The 14,816-nt window shown below is 61.6% G+C and carries 12 protein-coding genes and 5 tRNA genes; 6 read left to right on the plus strand and 11 right to left on the minus strand.

Annotated features, from left to right (window positions below):
* Positions 1-24 precede the first annotated feature (24 nt).
* Positions 25-1,449, plus strand: a complete 1,425-nt coding sequence (locus K4A76_RS16995; RefSeq protein ID WP_274410763.1) for a hypothetical protein — start codon at positions 25-27, stop codon at positions 1,447-1,449.
* Between the two features lie 50 nt (positions 1,450-1,499).
* Here the strand turns inward: K4A76_RS16995 and K4A76_RS17000 are convergent, their stop codons facing one another.
* The 6 genes from K4A76_RS17000 to K4A76_RS17025 form a co-directional block, all read right to left on the minus strand.
* A complete protein-coding gene (locus K4A76_RS17000; protein ID WP_274410764.1) occupies positions 1,500-3,953 on the minus strand; it encodes a hypothetical protein in 2,454 nt (817 codons plus the stop codon).
* Positions 3,954-4,127: 174 nt separating this feature from the next.
* Positions 4,128-4,203: transfer RNA gene (locus tag K4A76_RS17005), tRNA-Gly, on the minus strand.
* Between the two features lie 51 nt (positions 4,204-4,254).
* A tRNA-Gly gene (locus K4A76_RS17010) sits at positions 4,255-4,330 on the minus strand.
* A 3-nt stretch (positions 4,331-4,333) separates the two neighbouring features.
* Positions 4,334-4,409: transfer RNA gene (locus tag K4A76_RS17015), tRNA-Glu, on the minus strand.
* Positions 4,410-4,501: 92 nt separating this feature from the next.
* Positions 4,502-4,577: transfer RNA gene (locus tag K4A76_RS17020), tRNA-Gly, on the minus strand.
* Positions 4,578-4,581: 4 nt separating this feature from the next.
* Positions 4,582-4,657: transfer RNA gene (locus K4A76_RS17025), tRNA-Glu, on the minus strand.
* A gap of 267 nt (positions 4,658-4,924) precedes the next feature.
* On the opposite strand from K4A76_RS17025, the gene K4A76_RS17030 reads away from it, so the two are divergent.
* A complete protein-coding gene (locus K4A76_RS17030; RefSeq protein ID WP_029886503.1) occupies positions 4,925-5,692 on the plus strand; it encodes a hypothetical protein in 768 nt (255 codons plus the stop codon).
* 62 nt (positions 5,693-5,754) lie between these two features.
* Here K4A76_RS17030 and K4A76_RS17035 read toward each other — a convergent pair whose 3' ends face one another.
* Positions 5,755-6,237 (minus strand): GAF domain-containing protein, encoded by a 483-nt coding sequence (locus K4A76_RS17035; protein ID WP_274410765.1) that lies wholly within the window; start codon positions 6,235-6,237, stop codon positions 5,755-5,757.
* A complete protein-coding gene (locus K4A76_RS17040) occupies positions 6,238-7,125 on the minus strand; it encodes an ATP-binding protein (protein ID WP_054913045.1) in 888 nt (295 codons plus the stop codon).
* Between the two features lie 177 nt (positions 7,126-7,302).
* On the opposite strand from K4A76_RS17040, the gene K4A76_RS17045 reads away from it, so the two are divergent.
* The gene (locus tag K4A76_RS17045) at positions 7,303-9,660 is read left to right on the plus strand and encodes a hybrid sensor histidine kinase/response regulator (RefSeq protein ID WP_274410766.1); all 2,358 of its coding nucleotides are present in this window, start codon (positions 7,303-7,305) and stop codon (positions 9,658-9,660) included.
* On the opposite strand, the gene K4A76_RS17050 is transcribed toward K4A76_RS17045, so the two are convergent.
* Positions 9,650-10,138: a glutathione peroxidase gene (locus K4A76_RS17050; protein ID WP_009682840.1), complete on the minus strand. Its 489-nt coding sequence runs from the start codon at positions 10,136-10,138 to the stop codon at positions 9,650-9,652. The two genes, K4A76_RS17045 and K4A76_RS17050, sit on opposite strands and share 11 nt — an antisense overlap.
* 13 nt (positions 10,139-10,151) lie before the next feature.
* Entirely contained in the window at positions 10,152-10,547 is a 396-nt protein-coding gene (gene msrB / locus K4A76_RS17055; protein ID WP_009682839.1) for a peptide-methionine (R)-S-oxide reductase MsrB, read from the minus strand.
* A 167-nt stretch (positions 10,548-10,714) separates the two neighbouring features.
* On the opposite strand from msrB, the gene K4A76_RS17060 reads away from it, so the two are divergent.
* Together K4A76_RS17060 and htpX are read left to right on the plus strand one after the other, a co-directional pair.
* Positions 10,715-11,926: a pyridoxal phosphate-dependent aminotransferase gene (locus K4A76_RS17060; RefSeq protein ID WP_173890733.1), complete on the plus strand. Its 1,212-nt coding sequence runs from the start codon at positions 10,715-10,717 to the stop codon at positions 11,924-11,926.
* A gap of 349 nt (positions 11,927-12,275) precedes the next feature.
* Positions 12,276-13,163, plus strand: a complete 888-nt coding sequence (htpX, locus tag K4A76_RS17065) for a protease HtpX (RefSeq protein WP_047150248.1) — start codon at positions 12,276-12,278, stop codon at positions 13,161-13,163.
* A 67-nt stretch (positions 13,164-13,230) separates the two neighbouring features.
* Here the strand turns inward: htpX and K4A76_RS17070 are convergent, their stop codons facing one another.
* Entirely contained in the window at positions 13,231-13,884 is a 654-nt protein-coding gene (locus tag K4A76_RS17070; RefSeq protein ID WP_274410767.1) for a thiopurine S-methyltransferase, read from the minus strand.
* Between the two features lie 101 nt (positions 13,885-13,985).
* Here K4A76_RS17070 and K4A76_RS17075 point away from each other — a divergent pair, with 101 nt between their 5' ends.
* A complete protein-coding gene (locus K4A76_RS17075) occupies positions 13,986-14,753 on the plus strand; it encodes a DODA-type extradiol aromatic ring-opening family dioxygenase (protein WP_054905502.1) in 768 nt (255 codons plus the stop codon).
* Positions 14,754-14,816: the final 63 nt, after the last annotated feature.

Consider the following 14,816-nt stretch of genomic DNA (forward strand, 5'->3'; position numbering starts at 1 on the left):
CACGTAACATCAAGGAGAAACACCATGCGCCCAACGCCACTCGCACAACTCCCTCTTCCCACCATCCCGGCCCTGTTGCCGAACATTCCCGGTGGTCAGCCCAACCTGCTACCGGTCAACGCACTGGCGGCGCCGCTGCGGGTCGAAGTGGTCATGTGGCTCAATTCAAGGCCAACCCCTGCAGCCCCGGAAACACTGAACCTGTATTGGAACAAGCAATGCGTCCACTCCAAAACCTGGGACGCCCCCATCGAGGAGGACGAACTGTTCGTCGAAGTCCCTGTCGAGCATCTGGTGGATGGCGAACATGAAGTGTTCTATGAAGTAGTGCTAGGTGACGGCAACCCAGCTTATTGCGAGCCACTGCCGATCACCATCGACCTGGCACCACCGGAGTTGCCGCAAGACAACGCGATCCACTTTCCGGAGGAAGTGATCCAGGATGGCGTCAGTGACCGCTACCTCAAGGCCCATGACGACCTGCTGCTGGGCAGCATCGCGCCTTACGACGATGCCGCCCCGGGCGATGTGGTGAAGATTTACTGGGGCGAGGTGCCCGACGCCAAAACCAGCACGGTCGTCGACCGTTACACCCTCACCCCGCAAGACCTAGGCCAGCCCCTGCGCGCCAGGATCTCCGGAACCGACATTCGCGACAGCGGCGAGGGCGGGCGCTGGGCCTGGTATGGGGTTCAAGACCGCGCCGGTAACCTGGAACACTTTTCCATACCAAAATCGCTGTACGCCCGCGCCACACCCCGAGGCCGGGTACTGCCAGCCCCCACGCTGGTCGAAGCCGAAGGGGGGGCGAGCCGAAGCATCTTGCGCCCGAATATGGCGGCCCAGGGCGCCACCGTGCGGATACCGGACAGCGCCGACATCGGCCCTAACGAAAGCATCGAGGTATTCTGGGGCAAGCCGGGCGAGGAAGGTTCGTACAAGCCCCAGCCGCTGCAGCCCGATGCCCGCCTTTATCATGTGCCCCCTGAGTTCGTAGCCATTCATATTGGCAAGCAGATCGAGCTGTACTATGAACTCACCGAGAGGGAAACGGAGAAGTCGCCGGCCCACACCCTGACCGTGGACAACGTCGACCACCTGCCTACGCCGCAGAGCGATGCGATCGACGCCGGCATACTCAACCTCACCCGCCTGGGTACTGGCAAGGCCAGCCTGCATTCGGCCATCTGGCCGTTCATCGCAACGAGCCAGTTCATCAAGATCGAACTCTACGGGCGTAGCGTTGCCGATGGCTCGAATCTGCGTACCCAAATTGGCGAGAAGGCAGTCGTTAGCACGCAAGGCCGTATTGAACTGGGCGAGATCGACAAGGACAAACTGGCGCTCTATAAACGCGACGAAACCCTGCGCATCGAGGCGTCGATCAGTTTCGACAACAAGAAAAGCTGGCAGCCGATGCCGATCATCTTTCCGTTGCTCGTGGACTGATCGGCCCTGGGTGATGGCCGGTCGGCCATCACCCAGGGGTTGGCGAGCACTTACAATGAATGGACTTGACGCACGCCCTGCCCTGCCACGACCTCGACCGATCCTGGCAAGGCACGCTGTTGCTCCGTCAATGGCAGGGGCAGAATGATGAAGCCGTCGAAGATGCCGAATGGACCTCCATCCACCGAGCAGCCGACCACCGCGTATCTGGACGCAGGGAGCGTTTCATCGACTGTGTAGAGCCCCGAGGCGTCCACCTCGCCGGGCCCCGCTATCACTTCCCACAGCCCACCCGTTATCGGATCGCCATCGAACCGGCTTTCGAGCTGAACGCTGCCCTCATTCATGGCGACCATCTGCACTTCGAGCAGCGGCTCACGATGCATGGCGATCTGATGGCAAACTTTGCTATTACCCAAGGTATCACTCACCGTGATCTCGTCCAGAACGTAGCTCGGCATTCTTTCACCATCTTTGGGCTCGTACGCCCTGTAGGTGGCGGACAGGCCATCGGCGGCGGGCTCGAGGGAACCTGCCATCGCGTGCTCGGTCACCGACCAGCTCAGTTTGCCACCGGTCGTAAGTGTGCTCGCCAAGAGCTCCACTTCCTCCGTGTTGCTCGTTGCTTTCACTTGGGGGTTGAGTTGCAAAACGTTGCGCATGATCGTCAGCAACGCAGTGGCCTTGGAACCGACTGCAGTGGCTGTGACGCGTACACGCGTGAATGCCCCCTCTATAAGTTCTGCCGGCGGTGCGGTATAGAGCCCATGCGAATCGATCGAACCCGCCTTCCCCATGCCGTGAATTGCCTCGACCGACCACACAACAAACGGGGAAGCGGTGGAGAACTGATAAGACTCTCCAGCAGCCAGGATATGCTCGTAAGTATTCAGCTGCACTTGGGTGCGCGCGGGACTGATATCTCCGAATGCCACCGCGTCATAGGGGGCCACAATGTCGGACACCCGTACCACTTCCCCGAAATTCATCGTCAGGACAGAACGTATGGGCTCTTCCATGGAGATCTTGATGGGGAGCAAATTCAACGCATCATTTTCGATGCTTTTGGCGATCTCATACAGGATGAGACCATCCTTCATGATCAAGCCAGCGATGGTGTCATGAACCATAAGAAGAAAGTCGCAGAAACGATCTAATTCTTCATTAGTCGGAGGTTCAAGAGTTCTGACTCGCCTAGAGCCTTTGAGCCTTTGCGACCGACCGTCAGAAACCGTACTGGTAGAGGTATAGACGAGGTTAGCGGAATCTTTCTGGCCTTCATAATATCCTGTTACTGTGGTATCAACGTGCACCGGTACTAAGGATGCTAATCGTTCAATAAGATCAGGGCGATACACCGCAGCATATCCAAGTGCGAGCGTATACATGAAAAGATACCAGGGATTCTCAAACCCCATGATAAGCACGTTAAAATCCTGCTTGACTGGCCATGAACAATAGACCCTGCCGTCGCGAGCCTCGAACTTCAATCCCTCAGCGGACACGTCTAGATTTTCGATTGCGTACCAGATTTTGACGTACCGATCCTCATAACCAAGCTCTTCCGGAATTGGCATCGAAACGGGGTAAGGTGTGTCAGCCAAGGCTAGAACACCGCCGCTTACCTCAAGCCCAGATGGAAACCCAATATGGTCATAGTTCGTCTTGAATGTGCCGCCTGATATGACTTTCGGCAGCTCATGGCCCAATGCAGGTATTGAGAAATATCGCGTATCCATCATGACCGTCGCGGTATGGTCATCGGCTACCAGATACCGGAAGTCAGACCCTGGGGTGGGCTCGTCGCCGTTATAACGGGCGTTCTCCATCCTGACCAAGCCGAGCACACCCCCCTCGCTGCCCTCCCCCGCAGACTGTGTACGCATGATGAACGACTGTGGATGCATCAGCTCGTGCTCACCCCGCTGTATGCGCCCCAGCAGAAAACGCCGTTGCGCGTCGGGTAAAGACTCGAACAGCTCCTTGAAGACAAGTCCCCCCAGCGAGTTCTCATAAGGCTCGTCGGTGAACGTCAACGTGAAATCACTGCTATGCTTCAGGTCCAACAGCAACTCGCCGCCATCACTGACAAGCCCAGGAACATCCGACAACTTCAGGTGCAGCTTCAGCACCGGCCCCTGAAGCGGGTCGATCCATTCGATCTCCCGAACCTGCCACTGGCCGTTGATTTTCTTTTTACTCAGTAAGTTACCGCCGATAACTCGCAGGGTCATGTCAGCCTTGGAGTTGTCCAGGGCTGCCGTTTCGAACGAGACTCTCGGGGTGTCGAGCACGAAACTTTCAAATCGGTACTGCCAGTCGTTACTGGCCGAAGAGACCATCCCACAGATCGGTGGAAAGTAAGATTCATCGGAAAAACGACGGATGTATTCCTGGAGCAAAAAACGGTTGAGCGTCGCACGATCGAATGCTGCGATCATTCCCCACTTGAGTAACCGACTGTCCATCGCCATCCAGTCAATAAGTTCGCGCTTGCTGGCCATGTCAGACCTCCTGATGATAGGTGCGCAGGGAGTCAAGCCCTGCTGTCAGAGTGACTGGAGCAGGTTCGCATGGGAGCAAGGAGGGGGGTACTGACAGTTTTATCAGTAGCGATGCGCCTGTTTTTCACCCAGGCATAACGAAAAATGCCACTCGAAAGAGTGGCATTCTTGATTTGGAGCGGGAAACGAGACTCGAACTCGCGACCCCGACCTTGGCAAGGTCGTGCTCTACCAACTGAGCTATTCCCGCATATTTGAAGCAGACCGTACCGTTTTGTTGAACGCCACAGCCTTGGAAGACTGGAGCGGGAAACGAGACTCGAACTCGCGACCCCGACCTTGGCAAGGTCGTGCTCTACCAACTGAGCTATTCCCGCAAATGGCGTCCCCTAGGGGACTCGAACCCCTGTTACCGCCGTGAAAGGGCGGTGTCCTAGGCCACTAGACGAAGGGGACACACGACACTTTTCAGTGCACCAGAACATGAACCTCACGATTCAGCCTGGATTTTCTTTTCCTGCCCCGCCGTTAAGCGCTGCCGGAGAAACTGGAGCGGGAAACGAGACTCGAACTCGCGACCCCGACCTTGGCAAGGTCGTGCTCTACCAACTGAGCTATTCCCGCAATTTGGCGTCCCCTAGGGGACTCGAACCCCTGTTACCGCCGTGAAAGGGCGGTGTCCTAGGCCACTAGACGAAGGGGACACGCTGCTGGCATCGCTGCCTGCTTTCACTCCCTGCCGCGTTTCGCTGTGTGCTTTACGCTGCAAGTGGCGCGCATTCTATGGATGCTTGATACAGGCGTCAACCCCTTTGTAGAAATTTATTTAAATCAATGACTTCCGGGTGGGTTGGGGTGCAGATGCGGGCTGGCTTGTCGATATAGAGAACGGGTTTGCCTGTGCCGCTATTCGCTCCGAGGCAAACTCACTACACTCAACGCTGTAATTCTTCTTCAATGAGGCATTAACGGTGACACCACTTCTGATCACCCTGCTCATCGTAGCGGGTATCGCGTTGCTGATCGTGATCGGCTACCTCAACAATGTGGTCGAGAACGGCAAGCTGGAGCGCGCCCGCCTGAAGATCGAACTGGCCGACCGCCTGCGCCGCTGCGGAGAAATCACCGAGACCTTCCCGGGCCAGTTCATGACCCCGGCGCTGAAGCTGCTGCTGACCCGCCTGGAGCTCAACCTCAACCAGCGCCAGCTGGCGGTGGACAAGCACAATGCCCAGTTGAAGGCACGCATGGCCGAACTGGAAGGGCTGATCGCCCTGGGTGAAAAGATCCCGGTGAACAACCCGCCCAACCCGATCCAGACCGAGGTCAAGGCCAAGGATGTGCGCTTCTTGCTGGAAGCACTGCACAACCAAGTGACCCGGGCCGCGCAAGAGGGCTTCCTGCCCGCGCCGGAGGCCAAGCACTGGGTCAAGGAGATCCGCCACATTCTGGTACTGCTGCATATCGAGTTCTTCAACAACCTCGGCCAGCAGGCCCTGCAGAAAGGCCAGCCAGGCCAGGCACGCCTGGCATTCGAGCGGGGGGTGCAGTACCTGCGCAAGCAGCCGGAGCCGAAGGTGTATGAAGAGCAGCTGACGTACCTGGAGAAACTGCTGGGCCGGGCCAACGCCCAGGTGCTGGACCAGATGGAACCGGCCGAGGACGAACACAACGAACTGACCCAGGGCCTCAAGACCGATGAGGACGAGACCTGGAAGAAGAAGGTGATGTACGACTGATCCGGAATTTGTAGCGTTGCCAGGGCTTGCCGGCGACAGGGCCAGCCCGGGCAACACGACAATCAGCAGTCAGTCAGCTCCAGGAAGATCGCCGCCAACCGCTCCAGCCCCTCCTGGTCAGCCTGGCTGAAACGCGCGAGCTTCGGGCTGTCCAGGTCCAGCACACCAATCAGCCTGCCCTCCTTCACCAGCGGTATCACCAGCTCGCTGTTCGACGCACTGTCGCAGGCAATGTGCCCCGGGAACGCATGCACGTCCTCGACCCGCTGGGTCTTGCCGGTGGCAGCCGCCGCGCCGCACACGCCTTTGCCGAACGGAATGCGCACGCACGCCACCTGGCCCTGGAACGGGCCCAGCACCAGTTGCCCGTTACGGTTGAGGTAGAAGCCCGCCCAGTTCAGGTCGCCTACCTGGTGGTAGAGAAATGCCGAAAACTGCGCGGCATTGGCGATGAAATCACGTTCGTCGGCAAACAGCGCCTGCACTTGCGCCGCCAGCAGGTGGTAGCCGTCGAGGCCGACGCCACTGGCATTGAGGTCGATCATTTACTTTTGCTCCAGCAATTGCAGCCCGACCCAGTAGCGAGCGAACTGATAGGCACAACGGCCATTACGGTTACCGCGGCCGGTAGCCCAGCGCACGGCGAGAATTTCCAGCGCTTCGTCACGCTGCCAGGCCAGGCCGGCCGGGGCCGCCAGCTGGCCGATCCAGTGCTCGACCACGTCAAGGAAGTGCGCCTGGGTGAACGGGTAGAACGACAGCCACAGGCCAAAGCGGTCGGACAGCGCGATCTTGTCCTCCACCGCTTCACTGGGGTGCAGCTCGCCGTCGACCCTTTTCCAGTTTTCGTTGTCGCTCTCCTTTTCCGGCACAAGGTGGCGGCGGTTGGAAGTGGCGTACAGCAGGACATTGTCCGGTGCCTGCTCCAGCGAGCCATCGAGTACGCTCTTGAGCACACGGTAATCGCCCTCACCGGCCTCGAACGACAAGTCGTCGCAGAACAGGATGAAGCGCTGCGGCAGCTTCTGCAGTTGCTCGACCACGCGCGGCAGGTCGGCCAGGTGGTCGCGTTCGATTTCGATCAGGCGCAAACCGGCGCTGGCGTGCTCGGCCAGCAGCGCACGCACCAGCGACGACTTGCCGGTGCCGCGTGAGCCCCACAGCAGCGCATGGTTGGCCGGCAGGCCGTTGATGAACTGGTGCGTGTTGCGGCCCAGCTGGTCACGCTGTTTGTCGACGCCAATCAGGTCGGTCAGGCGGATGTCCAGGCTGACTTCCAGCGGCAGCAGGTAGCCGCTGCGGCCATCGCGCTGCCAGCGGGCAGCCAGGGTGGTGGCCCAGTCGATGTGCGGGCGCGGGGCCGGCAGCAGGGGTTCGAGGCGCGCCAGTACCGATTCGGCGCGGTCCAGGAAAGCGATCAAGCGAGCGTCCATGACGACTCCTAGCAATTTCAGTTTTTTCGGGGCCGCTGCGCGCCCCTTCGCGGGCTTGCCCGCTCCTACAGGGATTGTGTTAGGCCTGGGGGCCCGCGAAGGGGCGCAAAGCGGCCCCCGCTTGGCGATCAACTGAAATGAACAGACAGACCCACCAGCAGCCGGGGATGATCGGCTATGCTTGCGCAGCGCAAGGAATGGGAAACCAGCTCGGAACTCATGGATATCAAGTTCACCAATCGCCTGTCATACAAGCAAGCCCGGTTGACAGTCCTGGTCGGCTTCATCCTGGGAACATTGCTCAGTCTCATCCAGATCGGCATCGATTATGCCAGCGTAGACGCATCCATCAACCGTGAAGTGCGGGCCTTGCTGCAAATCAGCCACAACCCGGCCTCGCGTATCGCCTACAACATCGACTCGGAACTGGCCCTGGAACTGACCCGCGGCCTGCTGCAGTCGCCGGCGGTGATCCGCGCACGGCTGATCGACAACAACCAGACGGTCCTGGCCGATGTCGAGCGCCCACGCCTGCAAGACCGTCTGCGGCCGCTGAGCGACTTCCTGTTCGGCGAACAGCGCCAGTTGAGTGAAAGCCTGTACCTTACCCATATGCCCAAGGAATACCTTGGCACCCTGTACCTGGACGTCGACACCTTCGCCTTCGGCAGCCGCTTTCTCGACCGTGCCGGCATTACCCTGCTCAACGGTTTTGCCCGCAGCCTGGTGCTGACAGGCCTGCTACTGGCACTGTTCTACCTGATGCTGACCAAGCCACTGGTCACCGTGATCAGTGCGCTCAGCGGCAGCGACCCGCGCAAACCCCGGCAAACCCGCCTGGAATGCCCGCACGGCCACGAACTTGATGAAATCGGCGTGCTGGTGAAAGTCGCCAACCAGCAGTTCGTCAGCATGGCCACCGAAATCGAGCAGCGGCGCACCGCGGAAAACCGCCTGACCCAGTACCTCAACGAGCTGGAAGACATCGTCTCGGCACGCACCAACGAGTTGAAGGCCAGCAACAGCAGCCTGAGCCTGACCAACCAGGAGCTGGAACAGGCCCGCCGGCGGGCGCTGGACATGGCCCAGGCCCGCGCCGCCTTCCTTGCCAACATGAGCCACGAAATCCGCACCCCGCTCAACGGCATGCTCGGCATGATCGCCCTGGCGCTGGATAACCCGTTGCCCAGCGAGCAACGCCAGCAGCTGGCGATTGCCCACGACTCGGGCAAGGTACTGGTCGAACTGCTGAACGATATTCTCGACCTGTCCAAGTTCGACGCCGGCCAGCTGGAACTGGAGCGCATTGCCTTCGACATGGGCTCGATGGTCGAAGACACCGCCAACCTGCTGTCGCAGAACACCGCACAGAGCGTGGAGCTGACCTGCCTGATCGCCGGCGACTTCCCCAGCAGCGTGCTGGGCGACCCCACGCGGGTGCGGCAGATCGTCAGCAACCTGCTGTCCAATGCCTTGAAGTTCACCCGCTTCGGCCGCGTCGATATGCGCCTTGAGCGCATTGCCGGCGGCGTGCGCCTGCAAGTGCGTGACACGGGCATCGGCATCCCTGAAGAGGCCCAGGTGCGCATCTTCCAGCCCTTCACCCAGGCCGGCGCCGGCATCACCCGCCAGTACGGCGGCACCGGCCTTGGCCTGGCCCTGACCCGCAACCTGTGCAAAGCCATGCAGGGGCACCTGCAGATAAGCTCCGAAGCGGGCTTTGGCAGCTGCTTCACCGCCGAGCTGCCGCTGGCTGCGCACACTGAAGCCATCCCTCCACAGCCCCTGCAAGGCCGCGTGGCCGCCCTCAGTGCGGCGGGCAGCGGGCTGCACGAGCTCCTGCAGCGCGTGTTGCCCGCCTGGGGCTTGAGCTACCAGCGGCACGACAGCCGCATGGCCCTGCAGGCCACCGCGTTCGACCTGTTGATCACCGATGACGTGGACCATCTATTCGAACTGCGCCCGGCCCTGCAAGCGCCGATCCTGCTGGTTACCGCCTACGGCAACTTCCTTTCCCAAGAGCAGTCGCTGGCTTTGGCACCGCTGCACCAGCTGGCCCGCCCGCTGGCGCGCAACGCCTTGTACCAGACCTTGCGCCGAACCTTGCAAGGCCATGAGCCGGAACACCCGCTGGCCACGCCGCCCGTGACCCAGGGCGAAGGCCGCGCGCGCATCTTGTTGGTAGAAGACAACCCGGTGAACCAGCTGGTGGCCAAGGGGATGCTGGCCAAGCTCGGTTGCCAGGTCGAACTGGCAACCCAGGGCGCCGAGGCCCTGGCGGCGCTGGAACGGCAACCCTTCGACCTGGTGCTGATGGACTGCAACATGCCGGTGATGGACGGCTACGAGGCCAGCCGGCGCATTCGCCAGAGCGGCCGCTGGCCGTACCTGCCCATCGTCGCCCTCACCGCCAACGCCATGCCCGAAGAGCGCGAGCGCTGCCGGGCCGCGGGCATGAACGACTACCTGGCCAAACCGTTCCGCCGCGAAGAGCTGCTGGCGCTGGTCGACCACTGGGTGCCGCTCAGCGGCTGAGCAGGCGCTCGATGTCCGCTTCCAGTGCCTGCGGCTTGGTGAAAGGCGCATAACGCGTGACCTGGCCACTGGCCGGGTCGAGCAGGAACTTGGTGAAGTTCCACTTGACCTTCTGCGAGCCAAGCAAGCCTGGGGCACGCTGCTTCAGTTCGACATACAACGGGTGGGTGCCGGGGCCGTTGACGTCCACCTTGCGGAACAGCGGGAAGCTCACGCCGAAATTGCGTTCGCAGAACTGCGCAATCTCCCGCGCCTCGCCCGGCTCCTGCTGGCCGAACTGGTTGCACGGAAAGCCCAGCACTACCAGGCCACGCCCGCGGTAGGCCTGCCACAGTTGCTCCAGCCCCTTGTACTGGGGGGTAAAGCCGCACTGGCTGGCGGTATTGACCACCAGCAACGCCTTGCCGGGGTAGTCGCCGAGGGTCTTGTGCTCGCCGCCCAGGGTCACGCAGGGAATGTCCAGTATCGATCCAGCCATGGTCGGGCTCCGGTCAGTCGCGCGGGCGCAAGTCGATGCACACCGAGTTGATGCAGTAGCGCAGGCCAGTCGGTGGCGGGCCGTCGGGGAACACGTGGCCCAGGTGCGCATCGCAGCGGGCACAGGTGACTTCGGTACGGATCATGCCATGGGAGGTGTCGCGGATCTCGATCATCGCGCTGTCTTCGATCGGCGCGTAGAAGCTCGGCCAGCCACAGCCGGAATCGAACTTGGTCTGGGCGTCGAACAACGGCAGGCTGCAGCAGATGCAATGGTAAATGCCGTCGCGGCGCTCGCTGTTGTACTTGCCGCTGAACGGCCGTTCGGTGCCCTTCAGGCGGCAAACCTGGTACTGCTCGGGGTCGAGCATCGACCGCCATTCTTCCAGGGTTTTCTCGATCTTTTTCATGCAGGAACCTCGGCAGGCTGAATTTCACCCCACGCCGTCTTTTCCAGGGCGCGGGCGGCACGTATATTAGGTGGCTTCGTGTGCCAGGCGTTCAGTCTGTCACCCGCTTCCTGCCCTTTCAAACCTTTCGGCGGGGCGTAGCGCGTATTCTCAATCGGGATCCCATCATGCAGTTCAGCAAATCGAACAAGCTCGCCAATGTCTGCTATGACATTCGCGGCCCAGTGCTCAAGCACGCCAAGCGCCTGGAAGAGGAAGGCCACCGCATCCTCAAGCTGAACATCGGCAACCCAGCGCCCTTCGGCTTCGAGGCGCCCGACGAAATTCTCCAGGATGTGATCCGCAACCTGCCCACCGCGCAGGGCTACAGCGACTCCAAGGGCCTGTTCAGTGCGCGCAAGGCGGTGATGCAGTACTGCCAGCAGAAAGAGATCGAAGGCGTCACCATCGAGGACATCTACCTCGGCAACGGTGTCTCCGAACTGATCGTGATGTCGATGCAGGCGCTGCTCAACAACGGTGACGAGGTGCTGATCCCGGCACCCGATTACCCACTGTGGACCGCTGCCGTGAGCCTGGCCGGCGGCAAGCCGGTGCACTACCTGTGCGACGAGCAGGCCGACTGGTTCCCCGACCTGGAGGACATCAAGGCCAAGATCACCCCGAACACCAAGGCCCTGGTGATCATCAACCCGAACAACCCGACGGGCGCGGTGTACTCCAGGGAGTTGCTGCTGGGCATGCTGGCGCTGGCCCGCCAGCACAACCTGGTGGTGTTCTCCGACGAGATCTACGACAAGATCCTGTACGACGAAGCCGTGCACATCAGCACCGCCTCGCTGGCGCCAGACCTGCTGTGCCTGACCTTCAACGGCCTGTCCAAGTCGTACCGGGTGGCGGGCTTCCGCTCTGGCTGGCTGATCATTTCCGGGCCCAAGCACCATGCGCAAAGCTACATCGAAGGCATCGACATGCTGGCCAACATGCGCCTGTGTGCCAACGTGCCGGCACAGCATGCCATCCAGACCGCGCTGGGCGGTTACCAGAGCATCAATGACCTGGTGCTGCCACCCGGGCGCCTGCTGGAGCAGCGCAACCGCACCTACGAGCTGCTGAACGACATCCCTGGGGTAAGCTGCGTGAAGCCGATGGGTGCGCTGTATGCGTTCCCGCGGATCGACCCGAAGGTGTGCCCGATCCTCAATGACGAGAAGTTCGCCCTTGACCTGCTGCTGTCGGAGAAGCTGCTGATCGTTCAGGGTACCGCGTTCAACTGGCCGTGGCCGGACCACTTCCGCGTGGTGACCTTGCCGCGGGTCGATGACCTGGAAGCGGCGATTGGGCGGATCGGCAATTTTCTGAAGGGTTATTCGCAGTAGGGTTCGACGGGGGGCGCCGGGGGTTAGGAGAAGTTCGACGCGGGGGCGCGGGAGACCACGAGAGGTTCGACGTGGTGGTGGTGGTGGGGCGCAGATCGAGCGCCGCCCGCGCGGCGCTCGATCTCACAGGCGCCCCCCCCCTTGCGGCAAACACCCAGCGGCCTTGACGCAACCCCCAAGCCGAATGTTTCTTACATCCTGCAACGCTCTATCCCACTGCCCCCGCATCATCCTCTGCCATACTCCGCCGTACACAGTTTGAAATAGTCCCCCGATTGAAACGGCACCCCAGGCCCCTTATATACCCCGCAGTAAGCGACAATTCATCCGTCAGGAGAACGTAACAACCATGATGCGCATTCTGTTGTTTGTAGCCACCAACCTCGCGGTGGTGCTGGTTGCAAGCATTACCCTGAGCCTGTTCGGTTTCAACGGGTTCATGGCCGCCAACGGGGTCGACCTGAACCTCAGCAGCCTGCTGGTGTTCTGCGCCGTGTTCGGCTTCGCCGGCTCCCTCGTCTCGCTGTTCATCTCCAAGTGGATGGCGAAGATGACCACCGGCACCCAGATCATCACCCAGCCGCGCACCCGCCACGAGCAGTGGCTGTTGCAAACGGTCGAGGAGCTGTCCCGGGAAGCGGGCATCAAAATGCCTGAAGTGGGCATTTTCCCGGCCTACGAGGCAAACGCCTTCGCCACCGGCTGGAACCGTAACGACGCACTGGTAGCGGTGTCCCAGGGCTTGCTGGAGCGTTTCTCGCCCGACGAAGTGCGTGCGGTACTGGCCCACGAAATCGGCCACGTGGCCAACGGCGACATGGTCACCTTGGCGCTGGTCCAGGGCGTGGTGAACACCTTCGTGATGTTCTTCGCCCGGATCATCGGTAATTTCGTCGACAAGGTCATCTTCAAGAACGAAGAAGGCCAGGGCATCGCCTACTACGTGGCAACCATCGTTGCCGAGCTGGTATTGGGCATCCTGGCCAGCATGATCGTCATGTGGTTCTCGCGCCGCCGCGAATACCGCGCCGACGAAGCCGGTGCACAGCTGGCCGGCACTTCGGCGATGATCGGCGCCCTGCAGCGCCTGCGGGTAGAACAAGGCCTGCCGGTGCACATGCCGGACACGCTCAAGGCCTTCGGCATCAACGGCGGCCTCAAGCACGGCCTGGCCGGCTTGCTGATGAGCCACCCGCCGCTGGAAGACCGTATCGAGGCCCTGCGCCGTCGCGGTTGATCCACCGGGTAAGCAAGGGCGACTTCGGTCGCCCTTTTTTGTGTCTGCCTGTGCAGGCTTACCCGCGCTAGAGCCGGCAGACCCGGTACACCCGCTCCAACACACTGGATGCCCCGGCCTGCAGAAACTTCGGACTTTCCCCGAGCACCTGCGCCTGCTCCACTTCATCCACCTGCCAGCCCGCAAAGCCCTGCCTCAGCTCCTCATCCGCCACCGAAAACGGCGGCCCGGCCAGCAGCGACTGGTCGTAATCCAAGGTCACCACCAAGCCACGGCACCCGGCTGGCAACAACGCCGACAGGGCCTGCGTGTAGCGCATACGCATTGGCGGCGGCAGGGCAATCAGCGCCGCGCGGTCGTACAGGCCCGCGCAGTCGCCGACATCCTCTGCCTGCAGGGCAAAGAAGTCCCCACACCACAGCTCCACGTCGCCACTGCGCCATACTTCAAAGTCGCCACGCGGCTGCACCTCGGCCTCAAGCTCATGCTCGCGGAAGAAACCCTCCACGGCCCGCCGCGAAAGCTCCACGCCCAACACCCGGTGCCCCTGCCCGGCCAACCAGGCCAGATCGAGGCTTTTGCCGCACAGTGGCACCAGCACGCGGCTGCCGAGCACCTGCTGCAACCCTGGCCAGTACCGCTGCAGATACGGGTTCACCTGCGCCTGGTGGAAGCCGATCTGGTTGTCGGCCCACCGTTGCTGCCAGAATGATGGTTCCATGAACACTCCCGATTTTTTGATGGTTTGCCAGTAAAAGTTGGTTTGGATTTCGATCTTTAGTTGATCGAAGATGAGTGCATCTTAACCTTCAGGACCCCGCCATGCTGCCCAGCCTGTTCATTTCCCACGGCTCCCCCATGCTTGCCCTGCAACCCGGCGCCAGCGGCCCGGCGCTGGCAGGGCTCGCCAACGCACTGCCGCGGCCGCAAGCCATTGTGGTGGTGTCGGCGCACTGGGAAAGCCGCGAGCTGCTGATCACCGGTGGCGCACACCCAGAAACCTGGCATGACTTCTACGGCTTCCCACCGGCCTTGTATGCGGTGCAGTACCCTGCGCCCGGTGACCCTGCCCTCGCCGGCCGGGTCGGCGAGCTGCTGCAGGGCGCCGGGCTGGCCGCGCGCCTCGACCCGCAGCGGCCGTTCGACCATGGCGCCTGGGTGCCGTTGTCGTTGATGTACCCCGATGCGAGCATCCCGGTGGTGCAGGTTTCGCTGCCCACCCAGATGGGCCCGGCGCTGCAAGTGAAGGTTGGCCAGGCACTGGCGGGGCTACGCCAGGAGGGCGTGCTGCTGGTGGGTTCGGGCAGCATTACCCATAACCTTGGCGAGCTGGACTGGCATGCCGGGCCCGACGTGATCGAACCGTGGGCGTTGGCGTTTCGAGATTGGGTAGTGGAAAAACTGCGGGCTGATGACCGGGAGGGGTTGCTGGCTTATCGGCAACAGGCGCCGTTTGCAGTGCGCAACCACCCGAGCGATGAGCATTTGTTGCCGCTGTTTTTTGCCCTTGGTGCGGGGGGGCAGTTTGGCGTTGTGCACCAAGGCTTTACCTTGGGGGCGCTGGGGATGGACATCTACCGGTTCGACTGACGATTGCCGGGGGCTGCCGCGCAACCCCACCATGGCACAGGCAAAAAAATCCCCAGCCAAGGC

It is taken from the genome of Pseudomonas sp. NEEL19 (assembly GCF_028751975.1).
GTDB lineage: Bacteria > Pseudomonadota > Gammaproteobacteria > Pseudomonadales > Pseudomonadaceae > Aquipseudomonas > Aquipseudomonas juntendi.